Genomic DNA, 20,933 nt, shown 5'->3' on the forward strand with positions numbered 1-20,933 from the left:
CGCCTGTCCGCCGTTCTGCTTTCCCCTGCGTGGCTGCCCGACCTTTCGTCGTCAGTGTCGCGCGGGTGCGCGGCCGCTAGGAACACCATGAAGAAGACCCTGCTGGCAGCTGCGCTGCTGTCGAGCACGATGGCCGCCCAGGCCGCCGATACGAACTCGCCTCAGTCGCTGTCCACCGTCATCGTCACGGCCACGCGCACGTCGATTACGACGGACGAGGCGCTGTCCTCGGTCACCGTGATCACCCGGGCGGATATCGAGCGCCTGCAGCCGGCCTCGGTGCATGACTTGCTGGTGGGCCTGCCCGGTGTGACCTTCAGCCAGGCCGGTGGCCTGGGCCAACAGAGTTCGCTGTTCCTGCGTGGCACCAATTCCACCCATGTGCTGGTGCTGATCGATGGCGTGCGCATCGGCGCGGTGGGTGCCGGCTTGCCGGCGTTCGAGCAGATTCCGGTCGACCAGATCGAGCGTATCGAGATCGTGCGCGGTCCGCGTTCGAGCCTGTACGGCGCCGATGCGATCGGTGGCGTGATCCAGATCTTCACCCGTCATGGCCAGAAGGACGGCCAGCTCGCGCCGTCGCTGAGCGTGTCGGCCGGCAGCCATAGCTACACGGACGGCCATGCCGGCCTCTCCGGCGGTGACTCGCACGCCTGGTTCAACTTAGGCCTCGGCGGCCAGTACACCAGCGGCATCCCGGCCTGCCGCGCCGGCGCGGCCGAGGCAGGCGCCGGCTGCTTTGTGGACCAGCCGGGCGACGATGCCTTCCGTAACTGGAACGGCATGGCCAACGGCGGTTATCGCTGGGACAACGGCACCGAACTCTCGGCGACCTGGCTGCGTAGCAAGAGCTTTGTCGAATACGCCGGCAGCCCCTTCAGCGGCAACCAGGCGGTCAACCAGCAGATCGTGTCCGGCGCGCGCCTGAGCTTCACGCCGCTCGATGCGTGGAAGGTCACGCTCAATGCCGGCCAGAGCAGGGATGATTCGTCGACCTTCTTCCAGGGTACTTACAACGACATCTTCGCGGGTACGCAGACGTATTCTCCGCGCACGCCCAGCGGCTATGCCGACTCGCGCCGCAACCAGGCGTCGTGGCAGAACGACATCACGCTGGATACCAACCAGCTGCTGACTGCCGGCGTGGACTACCAGCAGGAGCACATCGAGAGCGACACCGGCTACCTCGACAGCAGGCGCGAGGACACCGGCGTCTATGCGCAGTACATGGGCAGCTTCGGCCGCAACGAAGTGCAGTTGTCGGCGCGCCACGATCACAACAATCAGTTCGGCAATCACAACACCGGTGCGGTGGCCTGGGGCTACAGCTTCGATCATGACGTGCGCTTGTCGGCGAGCTATGGCACGGCTTTCCACGCACCGACTTTCAACGACATCTACTACCCCTACAACCTGGGCAATCCCAACCTCAAGCCGGAAAAGTCGCGCTCGGGCGAACTGGGCCTGAGCCAGAAGCAGGAAGTCTGGAACTGGGCGGTGAACGTCTACCAGACCACCATCACGGACCTGATCGCACTGGACAGCAACTTCGTGCCGCAGAACATCAGCCAGGCGCGCATCCGCGGCATCGAAGGCCAGCTGGGCGCGAACCTCGACGGTTGGCAGGTGCAGAGCTACCTCACCCTGCAACAGCCCAAGAGCACGGCGAGCCCGTATGACGGCAACCTGCTGCCGCGCCGCCCGGAACAGACGGCGCGCGTGGATGTGGATCGCCGTTTCGATGCGTTCGGCATCGGCGCCACCTTCTTTGCCTCGGGCAAGGCTTATGACGACCTGGCCAACCAGCATCGCCTCGGCGGCTACAGCACCACCGACCTGCGCGCGAGCTACACGTTCCTGCCCGACTGGCGCATCGAGGCCAAGCTGGCCAACGTGTTCGATCGCCATTACGAGACGGCTTATTACTTCAACCAGCCGGGCCGGACGTGGTTCCTGACGTTGCGGTATAGCCCGTCGACGCGTTGATCTGCTTTGCAGGCGCCTCACGGGGCGTCCGCTACTAGAACGACCGTCATCCCAGCGGCTCTCGACAGCCGACGGGCTGGTCAAGCTGGGATGACGATTTCTTTTCCCATCCCTTACGGCACATTCGCCGTCACACGATTGCGTGCATAAAGGCGACAGAGATCGCGCCATCGCCAAGCGCGTCCCGCAGGTCGGCGCGACAGGGGCGCGCCATCGTCAACGGACTGGATGCCCGTGAACCTTTTCGCGCCATTGATACGTCGCCCGATCGGCACTTCGCTGCTGGCGCTTGGCCTCGCCCTGGCGGGTCTGTGGGCCTACCTGTTGCTGGGCGTGGCGGCGCTGCCTTCGATCGAATTCCCCGGCATGGTGGTGTACACCGAGGTGCCGGGCGCCAACGCGCAGACCATGGCGTCGACCGTAGCCGCACCGTTGGAACGGCATCTTGGCCGTATCCCGGGCATCCGCGAGATGCACTCGGAAAGCAACGACGGCTCCACCTCGATCCGGATCTTGTTCAACTTCGGGCTCAGTACCGACAAGCTGGCGCGTGACGTGCAGGCGGCCATCAACGCGGCCCGGGTCGATCTGCCGTCGAGCATGACGGTGCCGCCGCGTTACTACAAATTCAACACGGCCAATATTCCCGTCCTGCTGCTCTCGCTCACCTCTGAGACGGTGCCGCCCGACAAGCTCTTCGACCTGGCCGATACCCTGATCAATCCGGCGCTCGCGCAGATTCCCGGCGTCGCCCAGGTGCGCGTTATCGGCGGACGACCACGCGCTGTGCGCGTGGAGCTCAATACCGCGGCGCTCGCTGCCAAGGGGCTTACCGCCAACGACGTCGCCAATGCCCTGCGCGCCGCCAATGTGACTTCGCCGCAAGGCACGCTGAGCGACGGTCGCACCCAGATGACGGTGACCGCCAACGATGCGCTGCACAACCCGGAGGAGTTCGCGAGCCTGCTGATCGCGATCAAGAACGGCGCGCCGGTGCGTCTGTCCGACGTCGCGCATGTAGTCAGTGGCCAGCAGGATGAGTACCAGGCGGCCTGGTTCAATAACCATCGCTCGGTGGCCATTCGCATCGCCAAGCGCCCCGAAGCGAATGCAGTGGCGACCGCCGATGCCGTGCGGGCCAAGCTGCCGCAAATGCGCGCATGGCTGCCCGCGGACTTGCAGATCACGCCGATCTTCGACCTCACCCAGACCACCAAGGCCGCCCTGCATGAAGTGATGGTGGCGCTGATGCTGAGCGTGGTGATGGTGGCGCTGGTGATGCTGGTCTTCCTGCGCCGCGTCGGTCCCATGCTGATAGCCATGTTGAGCGTACCGCTGTCGCTCGCGGGTGCCTTCGCGGTGATGTGGACCCTGGGCTATACGCTCAACACGCTGTCGCTGATCGCGCTGGTGCTGTGCATTGGCTTCGTGGTGGACGATGCGATCGTGGTGATCGAGAACGTCGTCCGTCATATGGAACAAGGTGCGCCGCCCTTGCAGGCGGCACTCGCCGGCATGAAGGAGATCGGCTTCACCGTGGTCTCGATTACCTTGTCGCTGATTGCCGTATTCGCACCGCTGTTGTTCGGCAACAACCAGTTCACCTTGCTGCTGCGCGAGTTCTCGGTGACGCTGACGGCCGCGGTGGTGATCTCGGCGATCGTCTCGCTGTCGGTTACACCGGCTCTGTGCGGGCGCTTTCTACCGGTAGAGGAGAGCGGCGCGCGCGTGCCGGGACGCCTGGAACGAACCATTGAGCGCTTCGACCTCGGCATGCAGCATATCTACGCACGCGCGCTGGACTGGGCTATGCGCCATCGCCGCCTGATGCGTTGGCAGCCGATCATCCTGCTGGCGCTGACCGTGGCGATGGCGATGGGCGTGGTGAAGCTGTTCGGCTTCAATTTCATGCCGCCGGAAGACATCGGCATGATCCAGGGCGATGTCCGCGCCGATGCGAATATTTCGCCCACCTTGATGGCCGAACGGGCCCAGCGCGCCTCGGCCATCATGAAGGCCGACCCCGCCGTGCTCGACGTCACCACCTTTCTTGGCAGCGACAACGCCGGCGGCGCCGTCGGCAACCAGGCCACCATGTTCGTCGACCTCAAGCCGCGCGGCAGCGGCCCCGGCCAGCGCTCCGAGCCGATCAAGGACATCATCGCGCGGCTGTCCAAGGCCTACGAGAAGTTGCCGGAGCTGCGCGTCTCACTGAACTCCATCGGTTTCTTCAACGACAACAACGACAGCAACCGCGGCAGCCAGAGCTTCGAGCTGATCAGCAGCAACAACACCGACCTGCAGCCATGGGCGCTGAAGGTGGGTCAGTTGATGCGCAAGCGGAAGGAATTCCACGACGTCACCACCGAATACGACAGTGTCGACAAGCAGCAGATGCTCAAGGTCGACCGCGCCGCAGCAAGCCGACTGCAGGTGAACATGGGCCTGATCGATTCGGCCCTATACAACGCGTTCGGCCAGAACCAGGTCTCGATCATCTATTCGGACATCAACCAGTATTGGGTGGTGCTGACCTCGTCGGCGGAACACTCGATCAACCTGTCCACCCTGCTCAACACCTATGTGCGTGGCCAGCAGGGCAATATGGTGCCGCTGTCGGCGGTGGCACGTATCGAGCCCAATGTCTCACCGTCGCTGGTGATTCACACCAACCAGTTGGAAGCGGCGCAGATCTACTACAACACCGAGCAGAACATGCCGCAGGACAAGGCCATGGCGCTGATTGAGCAGATCGTGGCCGATGCGCGCCTGCCCGCCGGCATCCAGATCAGCTATACCGGCGGCAACCAGCAGCTGCAGGAGACGCGCAGCAACGCCAACGTGCTGCTGATCGGCTCCATCCTCGCCATGTACATCGTGCTGGGCATCCTCTACGAGAGCCTGGGCCATCCGCTCACCATTCTGTCCACCTTGCCCGCGGCGGGTGCAGGCGCCTTCCTGGCGATGTTGGCGACCGGCATGTCGGTCTCGCTGATGGCGATCATCGCGATCCTGATGCTGATCGGCATCGTCAAGAAGAACGCGATCCTGATGGTCGACTTCGCCCTGGTCGCCCAGCGCGAACACGGGCTGTCGCCACCGGAGGCGATCCGCCAGGCCGCGCTGGTGCGCTTCCGCCCGATCACCATGACCACCCTGGTGGCGATGGGCGCGGCGCTGCCGCTGGCCATTGGGTTTGGCATCGGTTCGGAGATGCGCCAGCCGCTGGGCGTGGCCATCGTCGGCGGCCTGCTCGTCTCGCAGTTGCTGACACTGCTCAGTACGCCGGCCATTTATCTGTGGAATTACGACCGCAAGGAGCGCAAGGCGGCTCGGAAGGCGCGCCGTGAGGCGAAGCGGGCGTTGAAGGCGAAGACGGCGGCGGACGTGAACGCCTTTCCTTCCTCTCCCCTCCGGGGAGAGGACTGAGGTGAGGGGCGGGTGCTCGCGGGGGACTTTCCACGAAGCGCGCTCCGATGTCAGTTCCCCGCAAGATTGGCCCCTCACCCCAGCCCTCTCCCCGCAGGGGAGAGGGAGTAAATGCGCCCCTGCCTTTCGGCAGGGACGGACTTCAGGCACATTCGCGTGTCGTGTCAACGCAGGCATAAAGTGCAGCATGACTGCGTATTCTCTCTACGACGTGCGTGAACGCGCGCCTTCAACGCCCCGTGGCCGCCTCCCCCGGCAGTCTCGCGTGTGTGCGCAGCCTCTTACCGGTATGGAAACCTGAGTGAATATCTTCGCGCCACTGATTCGCCGCCCCGTGGGCACTTCGCTGATGGGTTTGGGCCTGTTGCTGGCAGGTCTGATTGCCTATGGCCTGTTGGGCGTGGCCGCGCTGCCGTCGCTGGAAGTCCCCGGCGTGTTCATCACCGCGTCGTTGCCGGGTGCCAGCGCCCAGACCATGGCCTCCACCGTGCTCGCCCCGTTGGAGCGACACCTGGGCCAGATTCCCGGCATCGAGGACATGTACGGCAACGCCACCGAGGGCAACGCCACCATCCAGGTCCGTTTCAACTTCGACCGCAGCGCGGACAAGGCCGCCCGTGATGTGCAGGCGGCGATCAACGCCGCCCAGGCCGACCTGCCGGTGATGCCCAGCCCACCGCAGTACTTCAAATTCGACACCTCGCAGATTCCGATCCTGCTGGTCTCGCTTACCTCCACCAGTCTGCCGCCCGACAAGCTCTACGACCTCACCGACACCTTGCTCAAGCCCGCCGTCTCGCAAATTCCCGGCGTGGCGCAGGTGCAGGTGTTCGGCGGCACGCCGCATGCGGTACGGGTGGAGCTGGACACCAATGCGCTGGCGGCCAAGGGGCTGACCGCCAACGATGTGCGCAATGCGCTGATCGCCGCGAACGTCACCTCACCGCAAGGTGTCCTTAGCGACGGCCGCACCCAGATGACGGTGACTGCTAACGACGGGCTCAGTGAACCGGGGGATTTTGCCAAGCTGCTTATCGCCCAGCGCAAGGGTGCGCCGGTGCGCCTGTCCGATGTGGCCAAGGTCAGCAGCGGCCAGCAGGACATTTACCAGGGTGCCTGGTTCAACGACCAGACCACCGTGGCCATGCAGATCAGCAAGCGCGCGGAGGCCAATGCCGTGGCCACCGTGGAGGAGATTCGCGCGCGCCTGCCCGAGTTCCGCCAGTGGATGCCGGCGGATGTACAGATCACGCCGATCTTCGACCTCACCCAGACCACCAAGTCGGCGCTGCACGAGGTGCAGGTCGCGCTGATGATCAGCGTCGTCATGGTGGTGCTGGTGATGCTGGTGTTCCTGCGCCGGCTGCGCCCGACCCTGATCGCCACGCTGAGCATTCCGCTGTCCCTGGCGGGCGCCTTCGTGGTCATGCTGGCGCTCGGTTACACGCTCAACACGCTGTCCCTGGTGGCCCTGGTGCTGTGCATCGGCTTCGTGGTCGACGATGCCATCGTGGTGATCGAGAACATCGTTCGCCACATGGAGCACGGCGAGGCGCCGCTGCCGGCAGCGCTGACCGGCGTGCGCGAAATCGGCTTCACCGTCATCTCGATCACGCTGTCGCTGGTCGCAGTATTCGCGCCGCTGCTGTTCGGCAACAACCTGATCATCATGCTGTTGCGCGAATTCTCGGTGACGCTGGCGGTGGCGGTGGTGATCTCCGCGCTCGTCTCGCTGACCCTGACGCCGGCGCTTTGCGCCTATTTCCTCAAGCAGGACGAACCGGGCGAACGCACGCAAGGCCGCATCGAGCTCGCGCTGGAGCGATTCGATCGCAGCCTGCATCGCATCTACGAGCGCTCGCTGGACTGGGCCATGCACCATCGCCGGCTGATGCGCTGGCAGCCCCTGCTCCTGCTGCTGCTCACCTTTGGCCTGGGCGCGGCGGTGGTGGCCACCGCGGGCGGCAACTTCATGCCGGAGGAAGACATCGGCATGATCCAGGGCGACATCCGCGCCGATGCCAATATTTCTCCCACCCTGATGGCCCAACGCGCGCAGCGCGCCGCTGCGGTGATGCGGGCCGACCCGGCCGTGCTCGACGTGCTCACGACGCTGGGCAGCAATGACGGCAACGGTGCCGTCGGCAATGCCGGCAGCATGTTCGTGGACCTCAAGCCGCGCGGCTACGGTCCGAACGACCGACATGACAGCGCGAAAGTCGTGATGGATCGCCTGTCCAAGCAATACGACGCGATGTCGGGCATCAAGGTCTCGCTGAGCCTGGTGCAATTCATTGGTGGCGGCGGCAGCGGCGACAAGGGCGGCCAGTACGAATTCCAGCTGATTGCGACCAACGGCGAAGACCTGCAGCCGTGGACGCTGAAGATGGTGCAGAAGCTGCGAAACACCAAGGAGTTTCGCGACGTCGGCAGCAACTTCGACCTGGTCGGCAAACAGCAGCTGATGAAGGTGGATCGTGAGGCGGCCAGCCATCTGCAGGTGAGCATGGGTGATGTCGATACGGCCCTGCTCAATTCGTTCGGCCAACGCCAGGTGTCGATCATCTATTCGGACATCAACCAGTACTGGGTGGTGCTCACGTCGGCTCAGGCCGCCTCGTTGAGCCCTGAGACGCTGCTCAATCTTCGTGTACGCAATGCGCAGGGCCTGATGGTTCCGCTATCCGCGCTGGCGCACATCGAGCCCAACATCAGCCCGATGCGCATCCGCCACCACAACCAGCTGCAGGCTTCCACCATCAACTACAACCTGGCCCCGAAGATCGCCCAGGACGTAGGCGTGAAGCTGGTGGAGAACACCGCCATCGCCGTGGGCTTGCCGGCCGGCGTGCATGTGGAATTCACCGGCCAGAACGAGCGACTGCAGAAGGCCAAGTCCAACGGCCTGGTGCTGCTGATCGCGTCGATCGTGGCCATGTACATCGTGCTGGGCATTCTCTACGAAAGCCTCGGCCATCCGCTCACCATCCTGTCCACCCTGCCGGCGGCCGGCGCGGGCGCCTTCCTGGCGATGCTGGTGACGCAGGTCCAGCTCACGCTGATGGCGATCATTGCGATCCTGATGCTGATCGGCATCGTGAAGAAGAACGCGATCCTGATGGTCGACTTTGCCCTGGTCGCCCAGCGCGAACGCGGCTTGTCGCCACCGGAGGCGATTCGCGAAGCGGCACTGGTGCGCTTCCGTCCGATCACCATGACCACCCTGGTCGCGATGGGTGCCGCGTTGCCGCTGGCGATTGGCTTTGGTGTGGGTTCCGAAATGCGTCAACCGCTCGGTGTTGCCATCGTCGGCGGCCTGCTGGTGTCGCAGTTACTGACCCTGCTCAGCACGCCGGCGATCTACCTGTGGAATTACGACCGCAAGATTCGCCAGGCCGCGCGCAGGGAACGGCGCGCTGCGAAGCGGGCGCTGAAGGCGCATCCGGCCGCAGGGTAAGGCTGGCGCTGGCGCGCGTCTGCTCCTTCTCCCTCCGGGCGACCCGAAGGTAGTCCCTGCGGGAGAGAGGGAGAAAAAAGATTCAGTCGTTCGCGCTGGTACACGCCGCGTAGCGCCGTCCTTCCACCTGGACAACATCATGCCCCTGCAGCTTCACGCTGGCGGTGTAATGCTCGGGCGAGTCGAAATCCACCCGGCCGTGGGCGGCGGCGGGTGACATGCCCGGGCAAGTCAACGTCCACGCCAGGGCCGTGCTACGGCGCAGTTCGCCACTGCGCTTGCACTGAACCGGGCCCGGCAGATCAGCAAACTCCAGCCACGGGTCGGGGCCTTCATCCACGCAATGCCATCGCGTCTGCTCCGAACCGGCGTGGCCGTGATCGAAGCTGCGCGTGGTGATCTTCCATAGTCCGGGCATGGCCTGAAAATCGCCTGGATCGGCGTGGCTGGCCGCGGCGGCAAGACTGAGCACGGCGAGCGATGCCAGCGCGACCATGCGCTCCATTGCGTTCCATTGCCGCCAGCTAAGAACCAGCCGATTGAGATACTGCTTCACGGTCGTGACTCCGTTGAACGAGAAGGATGCCCTGCCTGCTTGCGCAGGCAGGGCATGAACCGCGTGGACTTAGTCCTGCGTTTCCGCCGCAGCCATATGCGGCTGGGCATCACGATCGAAGTCGAACATGTTCATCAGGTTACCGATCGCCGGAGCGTTGAGCGGCACGTACGGGTTGCTCGGCCGCGCTACCGGGTTGGGCAGGTTGTCGCGGCTGCGGCCCGAGATCGTCTCGTGCAGGCCCCAGTTGGCTTCGACGAATTTGTCGAAGGAGACATGGTCGTAATACGTGTGCACCACGCGACCACCTTCCGAGTAACGCGAGATCACCAGCATCGGAATGCGCGAACCGTCGCCGAAGAAGTCGATTGGCTGCACATAACCGGAGTCGTAGTAGCCGCCGCCTTCATCGAAGGTCACCATGATGACGGTGTCTTCCCACACCTTCGGGTTGGCCTTCGCCATGTCCACGATCTTCTTCACATAGCCTTCGAAGAGTTCAAGCTTGGACGAGGCGGGATGGCCGTCCAGAATGCCATCCGGTTTGGCGATGGAGACCGCCGGCAGGGTGCCGTTCTGGATATCGTTGTAAAGATCGTTGATGTCCTGGTTGTTGGCGCGCAGCTTTGGATTGGTCATGACCTGGGTGGAGTACAGGAACGGGTCGCAGATGTTGCAGAACGTGCCCGCTTCGCCATTCTCCTTGCCGCCACCCCAACCTTCGCCGTAGTACTTCCAGCTCACGTGATGACGGCTAAGCAGCAGAGCGAGGTTGTCCTGCTGTGTCGGCGGAATGGTGAACTGCGTGGCACCCAGCGGGGCCGCCGTACCGTCACCCAGGTAGCCCGGGTTGTAGTTGTTCACCAGGTAGTAGGCGTTGCGCTTGCAGTCGGTGCCATGGAACGTGTGGTACGGCAGCGACTTGAGGTAGTTCGTCACGGCAGCGACGCCAGGCTGCGTGTCGTCCGCGCAATTCACATACGAACCGCCGCCGTAACCGTCCTGCACGTACCAGTTGTTGGTGCCAGGCTGCGCATCGGGATTCTCGATCTGGTTCGCCGGCGGCGTGATCGGATTACCGTTGCCGTCGGCGTAATAGATCAGGTCGCCGAAGCCGAGCATGATGTGGTTGGCGCCCGTGCCGCCCATCACCGACTGGTGGAAGTTGTCGCTAAGTGCGTAAGTGCGGGCGAGCTCGGCGAAGTAGGGCGCATCACCCTTGGCCATGTTGAGGAACTGCATGGCCGTCGAGCCTTCGCCCGTGGTCTGGTCGGTAAAGCCGGCAGGCTGAGTCTTGCCGTTGGTGCCCGCACCGATGCTGGTTTCCACCCACGGGAACAGGTCATTGCGGCAACCGCTGGGGTTCTTCGCCGTGGCCGCCTGCACATTGCAGTCGAGCTGCTGCCACATCTGGAAGAAGCGGTGCACCGGGCTGTTGGCGTAGTCGTCGTAGCTGATCGACGCATGCATATCGACCGGTGCGTTGGGCAGCTGGGTGGGGAAGCGTGTATCGACCACGTGGCTCGGCAGGCCAGTGCCGCCTTCGGCAAGTTCGATATAGGCGCTGGTCGGCAGGGCCGGCTCCAGCGCTTGTGCCTGCGCTGCGGACGCGAACGGTGCCTGGGTCGGCGCGCCGCCAGTATTCATCGGCGGCAGCAAGGTGTACGGACTGGTGTGGGTGGGAGCGAGGGAGAACGCGCCGGTGCTGGAAGCCTGCCATTGGCGCGCAGCGGCGACATTCGGGCCCGGCGTGCCATCCGCATTGACGATGCCTTCGGACAGCAGGTTATTCACACTCTGCCCGCTCGGCGGCGTGTAAGTGGCGAATACGTGATCGAAGGTACGGTTTTCGCCGATCAGCAGAATGACATGCTTGATCGGTGTGTTGGTGCGACCGCTGCGGTCTTCGCCATCACCGGGAGCATGCAATACGGTGACGCCTCCGGGTACACCGGAACGGTTGTTCACACCCGCCGCCGGAACCTGCCCGCGGAAAACCGCATCATGGTCAGGCGGGGTGGCGCTTTGTGCACTGACAATACCGGCAAGGCCGGCCGTGAGTGTGCCGATGACAAACGGCATGACCCGCTTGCGGACATACATCATGGACATGTCTGGATCTCCTGCAGATACCCTGTCGGGCTGCAATCGAGTAATCCCCCTGATTACAGCCTGTGTGCCGATCGCAACGTCGAACACCCAAGCCGTCGGCGAGTCTGGTCCGCCTAGATGACGATGCCTTGGCACTACTGCGACAGCGCAGCCGTCCAACATGACAGTGCTGCGACGGCGCATGAGCTTGCGCGCGCGCTCAAGAAAGTGCGCTCGTTTTCGTTAGGTCTTTGCGCTTGCGGGTAGCAGCTGGAAGGGCCGCATCATCTCGTTGTCTTCGTGCTCGAGCAGATGGCAGTGCCACACGTAGCGACCGGGTTCGCCTTCGAATCGCATGATGATGCGAGTGACCATGCCGGGGTCGGCGCGCACCGTATCTTTCCAGCCCATCTCGTGCGCCGGTGGTATTTGCGCGGGGCCGGTGTACTTGAGTGTCTTGTTCGCGTTCCATGCGAACAGATCAAACGGGCGTCGCTCGATCACCTGGAAGCGCACAAGATGCAGGTGAATCGGATGCACGTCGCCGGTGACGTTGAGCAGGCTCCAGGTCTCGACGCTGTCCTGTCGCGGATCCTCGGTGATGGGCGCGGACCAATGCTTGCCGCCCAGCATCATCATCATCGGGCGGCCGCCGGCATCGTCCTGCTCGCCGAGCGTGAGCAGCCGATCACGCACAGCGGTACTGGGATCGATACGATTCACCGCACGCAGTGTCGCCGGCAACGCGCCCGCATCTCGACGGCCGCGATCGCGCACGCGAAACTCCAGGATCGCTTCGGACTGATGGCGCAGCTGCAGCGTCTTGCCATCGAGTCCACTGAAATCGACCACGACGTCCGCGCGTTCGGCAGGATAGAGTTCGATGCGTTCGCGCGGCAGCGGCGCCGGCAGCAAGCCCTGGTCGCTCGCAATTTGCTGGAACGGCTGGCCCGACGATAGCGACAGGTTGAAGAAGCGTGTGTTGGCGGCGTTGACCAGTCGCAGTCGATAACGCCGCGGCTCGACCTCCGCAAACGGATAGAGCTTGCCGTTGCAGAGAATCGCGTTGCCGTTGCACTCGGAAACCCATGGCGCCGCGGGATCGTCGGACACGGGGTAGTAGAGCTGGCCATCTTTGGCGATCAGGCGGTCGCACAGGATCAGCGGTAAATCGCAATCTCCCGACGGCAAGCCAAGCGCCTGCTCTTCCGCGTCGCGGACGATGAAGGCGCCGAACAACCCGGCATAGATATTGAGCCGGGTGATGCCCATCGCGTGATCGTGATACCAAAGGGTGGCTGCATCCTGCGCGTTGGGATAGTGATAGACGGCCGAATGCCCAGGCGCGAACCAGTCTTCCGGATAGCCGTCGCTGCCTGCAGGGGCGCGGGCGCCGTGCACGTGTGCCACCGTGCGCACCTCCGGCTTGCTCCGCTCAGCGCCGTGAATGGTGTGATCGATCGGCAGGAAATGCCGCTCGGGCAACGAATTCACCCACTCGACCAGGATCGGCTCGTTGCGCATCGCTTCCAGCGTCGGCCCCGGAAATGCACCGCCATAACCCCATAGCGGCGTGGGCGGCAGGTCGCGATGCAGGCGCGCGCTGAAGGCGCGCATCTCCATGCGATACATCGGAAGTTTTTTGCCCGGGTAGGCCGGGTGCTCGCGCTGCCCCGTCGCTCGCGCCAACGGCGGTATCGGCAGCGGATCGACAAAACGCGCCAGCGTCACCGGATTGACCAGCGCTACCTTCGGCGCAGCCAGCTGCGGCATCGCCATACGAGGCATGCCAGCGTCCACCGATGCAGGGGCCGCCCAGGCCAGCAGGCCCAAGTCGGCAGCGGCCGCAACGCCGGCCATATCCGCCAGGCCACGCAGGAAACGACGACGCGTAAGACTCACGCGATCACGGCCATGTCGGGCCGGTGTGGGAAAGTTGCGGCTGCCATGGTATCACACGTTAAGAATGGCCCATGACAAGCGCGTGGCAGCCCAGCCCCGGCCCCGCTTCAGCCCACGGCTTCGTCTGGCTTGGGCGCGCCGATACTGCGTAGCGCAGCATTGGACAGGCAGCCCAGGGCAATGACCGTGAGCGCCAGTCCGGATCCGGCGAACAAGGCGGGCAGGCTGATGATCTTAAGCAGGGTACCGGCCAACGCGGCCGATACCGGCCCGAGGCCCATGAAGGTGAACATCAGGAGGCTCATGGTGCGGCCCATCATTTCGCGCGATACACGCTGCTGGATCCAGCTGATGATGGCGATCTGGGCGATCCCCGCCAACACGCCGGTGGCGGCCAGCAGGACCGCTCCGCTCCAGGTGCTGTGGACCCAGCCCAGCATCACCAGGCCCAAGCCGGCGACGCTGTCGATGCACAGCACCATCAGGCCAAGCCGACCGCGTATCAGGCGCGTGGCCAACTTCGAGAGAAACCCTCCCAGTACCATGCCGCCGCCATTGGCCGTCATCAGGATGCCCAGCGAGGCCGCGCCCAGGTCCAGTCGCGTGTCTGCCAGCACCGGCAGGCCCACCTGGATCGGGCCGCCGACGAAGACCGTGACAGCACCGATGTAGAGGATGAATGCACGCAACGGCACGTCGGCCCATACCTCGCGAACGCCCTCCGCCACGGCTGCCAGCACGCTGCCCTGGGTACGCCGGGGATGATCGTCCGTGTGCAGTCGGATCATCATGAGCGAGCCCAACGAGGCGAGGAAGCTCACCGCATCGATGCCGAAGGCGAGGCCCAGGCCATGGGCATCCGCCGGACCACGGGCAACCGCGGCATGCGCTCCCGAGCCGATCACGAGGCCAGCCAGCAGCGGTCCGACGAACACACTCAATTGGCGCATGCCCATGATCAGCGCGTTGGCCGAGGCGAGCTGGGTGGGTTCCATCAATTGCGGAAGGATCGACGAGGACGCCGGATACGCAAATGCTGTCGACAAGCCGATCCCCAGTGCAATCGCATAGACCATCGGCATGTTGATGCTGCCGCTCCACACCAGCAGCGCCAACAGGCTCACCAGCAAGGCATTGGCACCACGGGCAGCCAGCAGCACGCGCCGTGGCGACATGCGATCCACCACAGCGCCACCGATCAACATGAAGATCGCCCGCGGCAGCGCCATGGCCGCCAGCACCAGGCCCAGCGCCGCCGGGTCACCGGTGAGCTTGAGCACCAGCCATGGCAGCGCCACCAGCGTGAACTGGTCGCCCAGCGCCGATACGGTGCTGCCGCCAAAGAGCAGGCGAAAATTACGATTGGCCAGTACCGAGCCTTGGGTCGCGGTTTGCATCAACGTGTCCTTACGCGGCGTACCGAGGATGGTTCGCCTTGATGGTGGCTAAGTTGGGATGGCGAATACCGTCGTTATGCTTCAATCCACGGAAGCGGGTACACCCTGGCCGGTGGTCGGCGCTTGCTGGCCCGAGACGGCCGCCTGTTCATCGACAGTCTTGATCGGCGGCGTGAGCATGTGCGCGCGGCGCCAGCCACCCCAGCGGTAATAACCCATCGCCATCAGCATCGAGGCGAGCGAACCGAGCGGGAAACTCCACCAGATCGAGTCCGCACCGATACCAGGCGCCAGCAACAGCGCAAACGGCGGGCGGATCAGCCACATCGAGATGAACAGGATGACCAGGGGCGGCATCACCGCACCGGTGGAACGCACGACGCCGAACAGCACGAAGGTGACGCCAAAGAACATGAAGGACCACACCGCAATGCCATTCAGATGCTGCGCCAGCGCCAGCGCCTCGCCGTCGTTGGGCAGGAACAGGTTGAGCGCGGCATGGTTGAACAGGTAGATCAAGCCGATCAGCGCGCCACTGAGCAGGAAGTTGTACAGCACGCCCACCTTGGTGATGCGGCTTACGCGGTCCCACAACCTGGCGCCCACGTTTTGCGCCGCCATCGACGACACGGCCGCGCCGATCGCCATCGCCGGCATCTGCACATACGTCCACAACTGGGTCGCGGCACCGTAGGCGGCGGTGGTCTTCGAGCCATAGCCGTTGACCATGTGGATCATGATCATCGCCGAGGTCGAGATCACGATCATCTGCAGGCCCATCGGCAGACCCTTGAACACCAGCGCTCGCAGGATGGTCATATCGGGACGCAGGAAGCGCAGCTCGCCACGGGTCAGGCGCAGGAAGTGCTTGCGCGCATACAGCGTCCATAGCAGCGCGACGAGGGCAACGCTCTGCGCAATCAATGTCGACGTCGCCGAACCGGCGATGCCCATGCGTGGAAACGGCCCGACGCCGAAGATCAACATCGGGTTGAGCACGATATCCAGCAACACCGACAAGCCCATGAAGATGAAAGGCGTGCGTGAATCGCCGGCGCCGCGCAGCGTCATCATGAGGAAGCTGTAGAAATACATCGCAGGCACGGCGATGAAGATGATGCGCAGGTACGGTACGGCGAACGCCTGCGCGTCGACGGGTGTACCCAACACGCCAAGCATCCAGGGCGTGCCCGCATAACCGGCGATCGCCACCAGCACCGAGACCGCCACGAAGAAGGTCACGCCGGTGCCCACGACGCGCTTAGCCTCAAGCATGTTGCGCGCGCCCAGGCTCTGGCCGACCAGGATGGTGCAGGCCATGCTCAGGCCAAACACGGCACCGAGCAGCAGGAACAGGATCAGGTTGGCGTTGCTGACCGCCGTCAATGCCGCCTCGCCCAGGTAATGGCCGATCCACATGGCGTTGACCGAACCGTTCAGCGACTGCAGCACCGTGCTGCCCAGGATCGGCAACGCGAACATCAGCAACGTACGCGCGATCGGGCCTTCAGTGAGCAGGGGCTGCTTTGCGGCGACAGATGACATCAATGGGTTTTCCGCGAAGAGGGAAGGGGAAGGCAGGGAGCGCAGTCAGGCAGTCGTAGCGGTGTCCCACGTCGTCGCTGCCAGTCGGCGTACATGCTCGCGCACATCGGCGGGCCACGCATCTGTCCATTGAATGAAACTAGCGTGTTGCTTGCGCCAGAACGCGCGGGATGCCTCCTCATAACCGGGCAGGTCGCCCGCCAGGGCGAGCATGAAGCGATCCACCGATTCGCCCGCCAAGCGGGCGCGATCGCGGCCGTTGCCCGCGCGGCGCGCCTCGTCGACCAGCTTTCGCAGCACCGCCGATGCGCCACCGGGTTGGCCGGAAAGCCACTCCCAATGCCGCGGCAGCAGGGTGACCTCACGCGCCACCACACCGAGTTTCGGTCGGCCGGGACCGCGGTTGGTGGACTCGGCCGGCGCAGGCGTCGCAACCTGCAGGCGTGCCAGCACCTCATCGGGTGTGCCGCGAAAATCGATCTCGATCTGCCGGCTGCTGTGGTCGTCGAAGATCAGCACCGGACCCGCTGCGCCTGCGTCCAAGGCCTGTTTGACGGCCAGGGCGACATGGGCCAGTGCACCCGAGGCAATCTGTTCGTGGCCATGAAAAGCTACACAGCTACTGTCTTCGCTGGCGTGCATGAGTTTTATCCGGGTAGTAATGCTGGCGCATTTTGCCCGGATTAAAAGGCCGGCGTCAATCCACCGGAGCGGCGCCAACCCACCCATCCGGCGAGCATCCGGCTCCCGCGCTAAAGTGCGTGGCCTCCCTTGCGCCGCCTTAGCCATGGTCGTCCACCGGCCTTCCCGCCCGCTGCGGCTGATGCTGTTCACCCTGCGCGGTTCGATCGTGCCGGTCATCTGGAAGCGGGTGCTCGGCATGATGGCGTTGGCGGTGCTGGTCGTGCTGGTGGAACATCGTCTACCGCACACCGGCATCGAGCTCGGCGCGGTCCCGCTGACCTTGATGGGACTGACCCTGGCGATCTTCCTCGGCTTCCGCAATAGCGTGGCCTACGAGCGTTGGTGGGAAGCGCGCACCCTATGGGGTGAATTGCTGATCGTGCTGCGCAACCTGGCGCGCCAGACCATCAGCCTGCCCGATGACTTGCCGTACGAGGAGCAGCGTCTGCGCGTGCATCGGCTGATCGCCTATGCGCACGCTTTGCGCCACCTGCTCCGAGGCTCAGCGCCCGAGCAGGATCTGGCGCGCTGGTTGGCGCCGGCCGAGGTCGCCGCGCTACTGCAGTCACCTAATCCACCGAATGCCTTGCTGGGCCTGATTGGCGAAAGCTATGCACGGCTGCGCCGCGAGGGTCGACTCGACAGCATCCTGCTGGCCAGCATCGACGCGCAGTTGAGCCGCATGTCGTATGTGCTCGGCGGTTGCGAGCGCATCCACGGCACGCCGATTCCGTTCGCCTACATCCTGCTGCTGCATCGCACGGTGTACATGTACTGCCTGCTGCTGCCGTTCTGTCTGGTCGGTAGCGTGGGCTGGGCCACGCCGCTGATGGTAGGCGTACTCGCCTATACGTTTTTCGGCCTGGATGCGTTGGGCGACCAGATCGAAAGCCCGTTTGAGCGATTGCCGAACGATCTTGCCCTGGATGCCATGTGCCGCACGATCGAGATCAGCCTCGGCGCCTTGCTGGGCGAGCAGGATCTGCCCGAGCCACTGCAGCCGGTGGACGGCGTCTTGCTCTAGCGATGCTTCAGGCTTGGGACGCATCAACGACAACGGCCCTGAGGGCCGTTGTCGTTGATGCTGTCGCAAGGCTCAGTGCCCACCACCGGCCGCCCCGGCCTTCGCGGTGAACGGCGGCCGCGCCATCCAGATCACCACGATCAGGGCGAAGAATACCCAGCCCAGCAGATGGAACACCTCGTTGAACGAGATCTGGGAGGCCTGCTGCGTGATCATCTGCTCAAGCGTCGCATTGGCCGCCGGCCCGCTCACGCCTGCCGCTTGCAGCGCGGCCTGGGGCGACGAGTCGTACGGCGTGATGTGCTCGCTCAGGTGCGCGTGATGCACGATGGCGCGGCGATCCCACAGGAAGGTGGTGAGCGAAGCGGAGAAACTCGCACCCAACGTACGCAGGAAGGTTGCCAGGCCGCCACCCGATGGAATTTCGTTGGGTTTCAGATCCGACAACAGAATCGTCGTCACCGGCATGAAGAACAGCGCCACACCCAGGCCCTGCAGCAACTGCACGAGTGCTACGGTGTTGAAGTCGATCTGCAGAAAAAAATCGGAACGCAGGAAACAGGTGATACCCATCACCAGGAACGCGCACGACGCGAGCAGACGCATGTCGGTACGGTTGGCGTACTTGCCCACGATGAAGGTCAGCATCACCGGCAGGATGCCCAGCGGGGCCGCGGCGAAGCCGGCCCAGGTGGATGTGTAGCCCAGGTTGCGCTGCAACCACTGCGGCACCAGCAGACCGATGGCGAAAAACGCCGCATACGCCAGCACCAGCGCGATCGTTCCGATGCGGAAATTGCGATGGCGCAACAAGCGCAGGTTGACGATCGGATCCTCGTCGGTGAGTTCCCAGATCAGGAAGATCGCCAGCGCGATGGCCGAAACGATGCTGGTGATGATGATGAACGACGAGTTGAACCAGTCCTCGTCATTGCCCTTGTCCAGCACGATCTGCAGCGCGCCGACGCCAACAATCAGCGTGATCAGGCCCACATAGTCCATCTTCGGGCGCGAGGTGGTATCCACGCGTAGCTTCATCTGGTTCTTGACGACCATGCTGGCGAAAATGCCGATCGGCACGTTGACGAAGAAGATCCACGGCCACGAATAGTTGTCGGTAATCCAGCCGCCCAAAATCGGTCCGGCGATCGGCGCCACCACCGTCACCATCGCCAGCAACGCAAGCGCCATGCCGCGTTTCGCGGGTGGATAGATCGAAATCATCAGGCTCTGCGTGATCGGGTACATCGGACCCGCCACCGCACCCTGGATCGCGCGAAACAGGATCAGCATCGGCATGCTCTGCGCGAGGCCACATAGCAGCGACGCCAGCGAGAACAGCAACGTCGACCAGATGAACAGCCTCACCTCGCCGAAGCGACGGTTGAGAAAGCCGGTCAACGGCAGCGCAATGGCGGTGCTGACCGCGAAGGAGGTAATGACCCAGGTGCTCTGGTTGACGCTGACGCCGAGGTTGCCGGCGATCGTCGGCAGCGACACATTGGCGATGGTCGTGTCGAGCACCTGCATGAAGGTCGCCAACGACAGGCCGATCGTGGCCAGGGCCAGGTTGGGCGGACGAAATTCACTACTCATCGCACGGATAACCTTGGGTGAAGAAAGGGCGCCAGCCGAAGCCGGCACCGCCTGCTTGTTTACTGCTTGTCGTGGCTATCGCCAGCCGTGTTGGCATGGATGATCTCGGCGATCAGGCCATCGGCCTTGGCCAACTGCTGCTGGTACACATCGGTATTGAATGCAGGTTGCGTCGGCGCCTGCTTGGACAGCAGCGGGCCGCTCTGGTCGTGCATGTTCACGTCCACCTTGGTCGACAGGCCGATGCGCAGCGGATGCTGCTCCAGCTGCTTGGGATCGTCGAAGTACACGCGAACCGGCACGCGCTGCACGATCTTGATCCAGTTGCCGGTGGCGTTCTGCGCCGGCAGCAGCGCGAACGCGCTACCCGTGCCTACGCCCAAGCTCTCGACCTTGCCCTTGTAAGTCACCGCACCGCCGTAGACGTCGGAGCGGATCTCCACGGGCTGGCCGATACGCATGTTGGTGAGCTGCGTTTCCTTGAAGTTGGCGTCGATCCACACATCATGCAGCGGCACCACGGCCATCAGCGGCGCACCCGTCGCCACCCGCTGGCCCAACTGGACCGAGCGCTTGGCAACGTAGCCGTCCACGGGTGCCACGATCGAGGTACGCACGTCGTCGAGGAAAGCGGCGCGCAACTTGGCCGCGGCCGTCTGGACGTCCGGATGCGAGGCGACCACGGTGTCATCCACCAGCACCTTGTTGGTCTGGTACTGCTGCTGCGCGGCCGTAAGCGCGCTCTGCGCCGTGGTCAGCGTGTCCTGCGCGTGCGACAGTTCTTCCGCCGAAATGGCACCGGTCTTGGCCAGGTCACGGCGACGGTTGTAGTCGGCTAGCGCCTTGTCGACGGCAATCTTGCGCGCCGCCACATCGGCCTGGGCACCGGTCACATTGCTGTACAGGCCGCGCACCTTGCGCACCGTGCTGGCGAGGTTGGCCTTGGCCTGGGCTAGCGCTACCTCGGCATCGGCCGGATCGAGCTTGACCAGGATGTCGCCGGCATGGACCAGGTCGCCGTCATCGGCACCGATGGTCACCACGGAGCCGGGCACCTGCGGCGTGATCTGCACGATATTGCCGCTGACATAGGCGTCGTCGGTGCCTTCGTACCAGCGACCTTCGATGAAGTACCACACCGCCCAGGCAATGGCGGCGAGCACCAGGATCGCGCCGAGCAGGCGCAACAGGAAACCACGCCGGTTGTTCGGTGCTGGTACGGGGGCGGTGTTGTCGGCCGCGAGCGGGGTTTGGCTAGACATGGGG

General features: G+C 64.1%; 12 protein-coding genes. 4 read left to right on the plus strand and 8 right to left on the minus strand.

Annotation, left to right across the window (positions count from 1 at the left end):
- The first annotated feature begins 87 nt into the window (after window positions 1–87).
- From btuB to ACT01B_RS21875, 3 genes are all read left to right on the plus strand, one after another.
- The gene (gene btuB / locus ACT01B_RS21865; RefSeq protein WP_445145300.1) at window positions 88–1,986 is read left to right on the plus strand and encodes a TonB-dependent vitamin B12 receptor; all 1,899 of its coding nucleotides are present in this window, start codon (window positions 88–90) and stop codon (window positions 1,984–1,986) included.
- A gap of 234 nt (window positions 1,987–2,220) precedes the next feature.
- A complete protein-coding gene (locus tag ACT01B_RS21870) occupies window positions 2,221–5,415 on the plus strand; it encodes an efflux RND transporter permease subunit (protein ID WP_445145301.1) in 3,195 nt (1,064 codons plus the stop codon).
- A 301-nt stretch (window positions 5,416–5,716) separates the two neighbouring features.
- Complete coding sequence (locus ACT01B_RS21875; RefSeq protein WP_445145302.1) at window positions 5,717–8,872, plus strand: efflux RND transporter permease subunit; 3,156 nt, start codon at window positions 5,717–5,719, stop codon at window positions 8,870–8,872.
- A gap of 82 nt (window positions 8,873–8,954) precedes the next feature.
- On the opposite strand, the gene ACT01B_RS21880 is transcribed toward ACT01B_RS21875, so the two are convergent.
- The 6 genes from ACT01B_RS21880 to ACT01B_RS21905 all read right to left on the minus strand — a co-directional run bounded on the left by ACT01B_RS21880 (window position 8,955) and on the right by ACT01B_RS21905 (window position 17,005).
- Window positions 8,955–9,428, minus strand: a complete 474-nt coding sequence (locus ACT01B_RS21880) for a DUF3617 domain-containing protein (RefSeq protein WP_445145303.1) — start codon at window positions 9,426–9,428, stop codon at window positions 8,955–8,957.
- Between the two features lie 69 nt (window positions 9,429–9,497).
- Window positions 9,498–11,540 (minus strand): alkaline phosphatase family protein, encoded by a 2,043-nt coding sequence (locus tag ACT01B_RS21885; protein WP_445145304.1) that lies wholly within the window; start codon window positions 11,538–11,540, stop codon window positions 9,498–9,500.
- Window positions 11,541–11,762: 222 nt separating this feature from the next.
- Window positions 11,763–13,421, minus strand: a complete 1,659-nt coding sequence (locus ACT01B_RS21890) for a multicopper oxidase family protein (protein WP_445145305.1) — start codon at window positions 13,419–13,421, stop codon at window positions 11,763–11,765.
- A gap of 107 nt (window positions 13,422–13,528) precedes the next feature.
- Window positions 13,529–14,818 (minus strand): MFS transporter, encoded by a 1,290-nt coding sequence (locus ACT01B_RS21895; RefSeq protein WP_445145306.1) that lies wholly within the window; start codon window positions 14,816–14,818, stop codon window positions 13,529–13,531.
- An 81-nt stretch (window positions 14,819–14,899) separates the two neighbouring features.
- Window positions 14,900–16,363 (minus strand): MATE family efflux transporter, encoded by a 1,464-nt coding sequence (locus ACT01B_RS21900; protein ID WP_445145307.1) that lies wholly within the window; start codon window positions 16,361–16,363, stop codon window positions 14,900–14,902.
- Window positions 16,364–16,408: 45 nt separating this feature from the next.
- Window positions 16,409–17,005 (minus strand): DUF2239 family protein, encoded by a 597-nt coding sequence (locus ACT01B_RS21905; RefSeq protein WP_445145308.1) that lies wholly within the window; start codon window positions 17,003–17,005, stop codon window positions 16,409–16,411.
- Window positions 17,006–17,186: 181 nt separating this feature from the next.
- Here ACT01B_RS21905 and ACT01B_RS21910 point away from each other — a divergent pair, with 181 nt between their 5' ends.
- Window positions 17,187–18,071, plus strand: a complete 885-nt coding sequence (locus ACT01B_RS21910) for a bestrophin family protein (protein ID WP_445145309.1) — start codon at window positions 17,187–17,189, stop codon at window positions 18,069–18,071.
- 72 nt (window positions 18,072–18,143) lie between these two features.
- Here ACT01B_RS21910 and ACT01B_RS21915 read toward each other — a convergent pair whose 3' ends face one another.
- Window positions 18,144–19,667 carry a DHA2 family efflux MFS transporter permease subunit gene (locus tag ACT01B_RS21915; protein WP_445145310.1) on the minus strand — a complete coding sequence of 508 codons (1,524 nt, stop codon included), beginning with the start codon at window positions 19,665–19,667 and terminating at the stop codon, window positions 18,144–18,146.
- Between the two features lie 59 nt (window positions 19,668–19,726).
- Window positions 19,727–20,929: an HlyD family secretion protein gene (locus tag ACT01B_RS21920; RefSeq protein ID WP_445145311.1), complete on the minus strand. Its 1,203-nt coding sequence runs from the start codon at window positions 20,927–20,929 to the stop codon at window positions 19,727–19,729.
- Window positions 20,930–20,933 lie beyond the last annotated feature (4 nt).

The sequence above is a fragment of the Dyella sp. Tek66A03 genome (genome assembly GCF_052567735.1).

Coding starts and splice junctions, on each gene's coding strand:
- ACT01B_RS21920 (WP_445145311.1), bottom strand. CDS start 20,929: ATGTCTAGCCAAACCCCGCTCGCGGCCGACAACACCGCCCCCGTACCA.
- ACT01B_RS21915 (WP_445145310.1), bottom strand. CDS start 19,667: ATGAGTAGTGAATTTCGTCCGCCCAACCTGGCCCTGGCCACGATCGGC.
- ACT01B_RS21900 (WP_445145307.1), bottom strand. CDS start 16,363: ATGTCATCTGTCGCCGCAAAGCAGCCCCTGCTCACTGAAGGCCCGATC.
- ACT01B_RS21885 (WP_445145304.1), bottom strand. CDS start 11,540: ATGTCCATGATGTATGTCCGCAAGCGGGTCATGCCGTTTGTCATCGGC.
- ACT01B_RS21910 (WP_445145309.1), top strand. CDS start 17,187: ATGCTGTTCACCCTGCGCGGTTCGATCGTGCCGGTCATCTGGAAGCGG.
- btuB (WP_445145300.1), top strand. CDS start 88: ATGAAGAAGACCCTGCTGGCAGCTGCGCTGCTGTCGAGCACGATGGCC.
- ACT01B_RS21905 (WP_445145308.1), bottom strand. CDS start 17,005: ATGCACGCCAGCGAAGACAGTAGCTGTGTAGCTTTTCATGGCCACGAA.
- ACT01B_RS21895 (WP_445145306.1), bottom strand. CDS start 14,818: ATGCAAACCGCGACCCAAGGCTCGGTACTGGCCAATCGTAATTTTCGC.